Annotated in this window: 1 protein-coding gene; it reads right to left on the reverse strand. The window is 45.6% G+C overall.

All coding sequences use genetic code 11. The annotated features are described in order from the left end of the window. Positions 1-4545: InlB B-repeat-containing protein (locus LHW48_00835; protein ID MCB5259007.1), on the reverse strand; the 4545-nt coding region annotated here is incomplete at its 3' end. Positions 4546-4560 lie beyond the last annotated feature (15 nt).

Here is a 4560-nt window from a genome sequence, read left to right on the forward strand (position 1 = left end):
GTTGATGCTGTATTGAGCCGTAACGGTTAGATCCTCGGTAACATTAGTAAACGTTTTATCCCAACCGGTAAAGGTGTAGCCGGTCCTTGCAGGAACATCTGGAGCAGTTGCATCCTGGCCATGTTTCACTGTTCTTGAAACTAAAACGGTATCATCCCAATCCTTGAAGGTTACAATATATTTCTTTGCCGCATAAGTCACTTTAACCGTAACGTCTGATTTAATGGAAAAGGTGTATTTGTTATCATCTAAATCGGGTAGCTTATTCACACCATCAATACTAAAGGTATCAATCTCTTTGCCTTCCGGAGGCGTTACCGTGATTTCAACTTCGCTACCAATTTCATAAGTACCGCCGCCGGTTACTCCTCCTTCATGAGCAGTTATATTTACGGTGCAGTCTATTCCTTTAAATTCAACGACGTAGGAGCCAATATAGTCTTTAATGCCGGGCTTAATCGCCAGTTGTATATCTACCTGTTTCCCTTGCAAATCGGACATGTTTAGGTTCATTAATTCTGAAGTATGTTCAAATGGGTTCTCAATATATTCATCATGTCCCAATAGCACGAGTACCAGGCGGGCCCCAGCTTCAAGTCCTCCAAAATAATCACCTTCTAATTCGTAGCAATGGTTGTTATTCAACTTCATCCACGAAACATCTTGGAACATTGCTTCGAATACATCTGTTACCCCACTGCTAACAAAGGCAAACACTTTTTCATAAGGATCGTCAATAAAAAATGTAGCTGTGCGGTTCACATATTCAACTCTTTCGATCCCGGTGTCTTCATAGAGAAGGTCTTCTTTTGCTTCATTAAACCTTCTATCCACATCTTTTAGTACCAACTGCTCAATCTCATTCGTAGCAGCGTTAAGCTTGTTGACATCCGCAGAACTAACTTCCCCTTGTTCTTCTGTTGATAGGTTGTTATAGGCTGCCTCCGCCGCCTCTACATCATCCAAATCATCAAGATTTAGGGTTGACGCATCAGGTAAAGCAGCAATTAGTATTTCAACGCAGGTGACTGCTGTCGGCTCCCATTTGGCGTAAAGGGTAGTGTCGGCCTTTACTTGATCGCTGGCAAATATCCACTCATTGTTCAGGTCAGCTTCCTTGAACCAGCCAGCAAAACTGTAGCCTTGCTTTTCAGGTGCCGTCGGCTCTGTGATGGTAGCCTCGTAACGGACGTTTCCAATGGAAGCAACATCGTCGCCGCCATTGGACTCAAAATTCACGGTGAAGGTATCCCGGTCATAATAGAGCCTCAGCACTAAACCACCATCGGCTGCAATAGCGCCACTGGCAATCCGGCTGCTATGATTCTCGTTTTCACTAAAGCCGGTGTAATCCTTGGCTGATGCTGTAGCAGTCTCAGCGGTGGTGCCGGTCAGGCTTTCGGTATCATCTTCAACCAGAGTGTACCCGTCACCGGTTACATCCTGCTGGTAATGTTCTACCTTGTAAGCGGTACCGGTGTTGGCATTCCACTTGGCGTAAAGGGTGGTGGCCTCCATTACCTGATCGCTGGCAAATATCCACTCGTTGTTCAGGTCAGCTTCCTTAAACCAGCCGCCAAAAGTGTAACCTTGTTTTTCAGGTGCTGTCGGCGCTGTGATAGTCGCCTCGTAACGGATATCGGTAATATCAGCAACATCGCCGCCACCATTGGAATTAAAGCTCACGGTGTAGGTTTCTCGATCATAATAAAGTTTCAATACCAGGCTACCGTCTGCAGCAATGTCGCCACTAGCCACTCGGCTTTCATGATTAGTATTCTCGGTAAAGCCCGGGTAATCTTTGGCCTGAGCTTCAACATTTTTACCAGTGGGCCCCGTTTTCTCCTCTGTATCTCTGAGGGCGTAGCCGTCTCCGTCTACACCCTGTTGGTAATGCTCAATTTTGTAAGCGGTATCCTCGTTCGGTAACCACCTCGCGTAAAGGCTGTGATTGGAAGTCTCAGCCACAGTTGTGTCTGCTTCAACTTCAGTGCCCCCAGTTTCATCCGTAAACCAACCGATGAAACTGTAACCAATTCTATCTGGTGTCGGCAGATCACCATAGGCAGAATCATAGGTCACTTGTTTTGTTTCTGGTTCAACTGTTCCCTCCTGGGCATCAAAGGTTACGGTATATCCATCAGCGGCAAATTCCGCTGTTACTGAAATATATCCCGTTACATTGGTATCAGTACGGGGGTTCTCTGTAGAACCATCGCTCCATTTTACGAAGTGATAGCCTGGATTGGGTACAGCCGTAACGGGAGCGCCATCTTCTCCATGCTCCACTATTTGCTCAAGTCCACCTTCAACCGTACCGTTTTCCTCAGCACTGTAGGTTAGAACATTATGGCCGGATATGCGGACAACTCCATCAATTACACAGTATCTATAATTGGAGTCAAATAAATGGACACCGCCGTCAATAAAATGGAAGGTATATGTTCTTTCAAATTCGGTGCCATCACTGGTTTCGCCGATGAGTTCGCAATCTATCACCAAGCCCACCATGCCATAATAGTACCAATCATCTATCCCATTTTCTTTAAGCCAGCTTATGGCAAGTTTTATACCTTCACCTTCCAGTTCCTTCTTAGTTCGCCTGGTACCATCTTCCTTGTAAATGTTTACTGTGCGCGAACCTGATCTTAGCTTTGTGATGGAATCTGATAGCATTACATTCTGAAGGCCCGGATTCATACCTGTTCCCCGGGTACCGTCATACAAATCTTGCTCCTTGACGTACTCCGATAGCATCCAGTAAACATTGGCTGTATCCTTTTCGTAGTAGCATCTCATACGGCCGGCCGGGAAATCCCCTAAAGGCCTAAGGGAACAATCATAAACGGTTTCGACCAATCCCTTGGGATCCTCTCGATCACCAAGGGCGTCATCAAAATCTTCTATACCATCGAGTATTTCTACAGCTCTTTGTAAGTCTTGTATAGCCGTTGCGACTACGCCTTCGTCCTCCTCCGTCAAAGGATGCTTTTCGATAAGGTTGCCTTGTGTTTGTTTTGCCGCATTTAATGCCCCTTCAAAGTCTCCCCAATATTGATCCCAATCTTGTTCTGTATGGGTGTCGGCAACAAAAGTATAGCCGGGTCTAGCTCTTTCATCGGCTTCAGCTATCATCTCACCCAGTATCATTAATTCATCATAATCATATAAGGCCGTAACGGTGAGATCACTGGTCACCTTATCAAATTCTTTATCCCAGCCAGTGAAAGTGTATCCTTCCTTTTCGGGAACAGTCGGCGCTGTAGCAGAACCTCCATGGGGAATTCTTTCCTTAGCTAGAGTTTCACCATCCCAATCAAGAAAGATCACAGTATATTTATCAATGGCAAACAGTGCTTGTACATCGACATCCGCCGTAATGTTAGTATCAATACGGGGATTATCAGTAGAGCCATCGCTCCATTTTACGAAATGGTAATTTATAGCTGCTTTAGCTTCAACTTGCGATCCACTTTCCCCGTGTTTTACAGACTGATTCGTATCTCCTTGGATGCTTCCATTTTCTCCAGCGGTATATGTGAGATCATAGAAGGTTTCGTCTGCCTTCACTCGCAAGATTAGCTGGGCAATACCGGCATAATCTTCCACTGTACCAACAAAAGTGAATGTACCTTTCTCGCTTGTGTCAACAGTAGTTGGACTCCAGGCTACTGCCTTGTATCCCAGCGTGCCATCGCTGTAAATTACCTCTACTTGTGCAGGTAAGCTATATGGATCACCTGGTTTTACCTCCACAATTATCTTTTCGATGCTGACAATAATAGCCTCCGGCTGAGAAAGGTCTTCGTTATCTTCAAACTCAACATTTTCAATTTCATCCTCATCATCATCTATGAGCACTGCAGAGGCAACAACAGCTGCTGGTTTTTCCAATTTTGGTCGTTCACTCTGGGATAGGCGATGGTCAATCCTAATGCAGGTTTTGAAGAAGGCAGTAATTTTCTTTACTGGTCTCTTAACTGTAATAGACTCACTAGCTGCCCGCACTTCTATATCGCCTTGCACAGGAGTGTCTATTATTACCCGTGCTACCGTTTCGATGATAACGTTACCACTAATTTCTGATTCCCCTGATTCAGAACGAATCTCTATTGGTGTGGGGGAGGTAATAACAACAGTGCCTTTTGGCGCTGTACTACCCCTTAAGACGATTGAGCCGCTACCACCGCCGGCAAAGATCCATGTTCCAGCTTCGTTGTCCTTTATGTCTTCTAATGTGACATTCTCAACACCCTCGGCAATGGTTAAATCAATGATGGTGCCGTTCTTCAAAGTTACATCATTACCGGTTACGGTGAGAACCTGGGCGGTATATCCGCCCAGGTCTACTTCTATTTCGCTGCCGGCAATAGTGACATTGTTGTAATCGTGTTCTAATTCCATGCTGTTGTATATAGTAAAAATCTCGGCCATCTTGAACTTGAGAGTTCCGGCTAGGCTGAAGGTTACTCCTTCAACGGTGGCTGTTGCCGTGTAGCTGGCTGCGATGGTCTGCTCACCGGCCAGGAAGTCGCTGGGGCTCAAATCACCCAGCAGATA

This window comes from Candidatus Cloacimonadota bacterium (assembly GCA_020532355.1).
Classification (GTDB): domain Bacteria; phylum Cloacimonadota; class Cloacimonadia; order Cloacimonadales; family Cloacimonadaceae; genus UBA5456.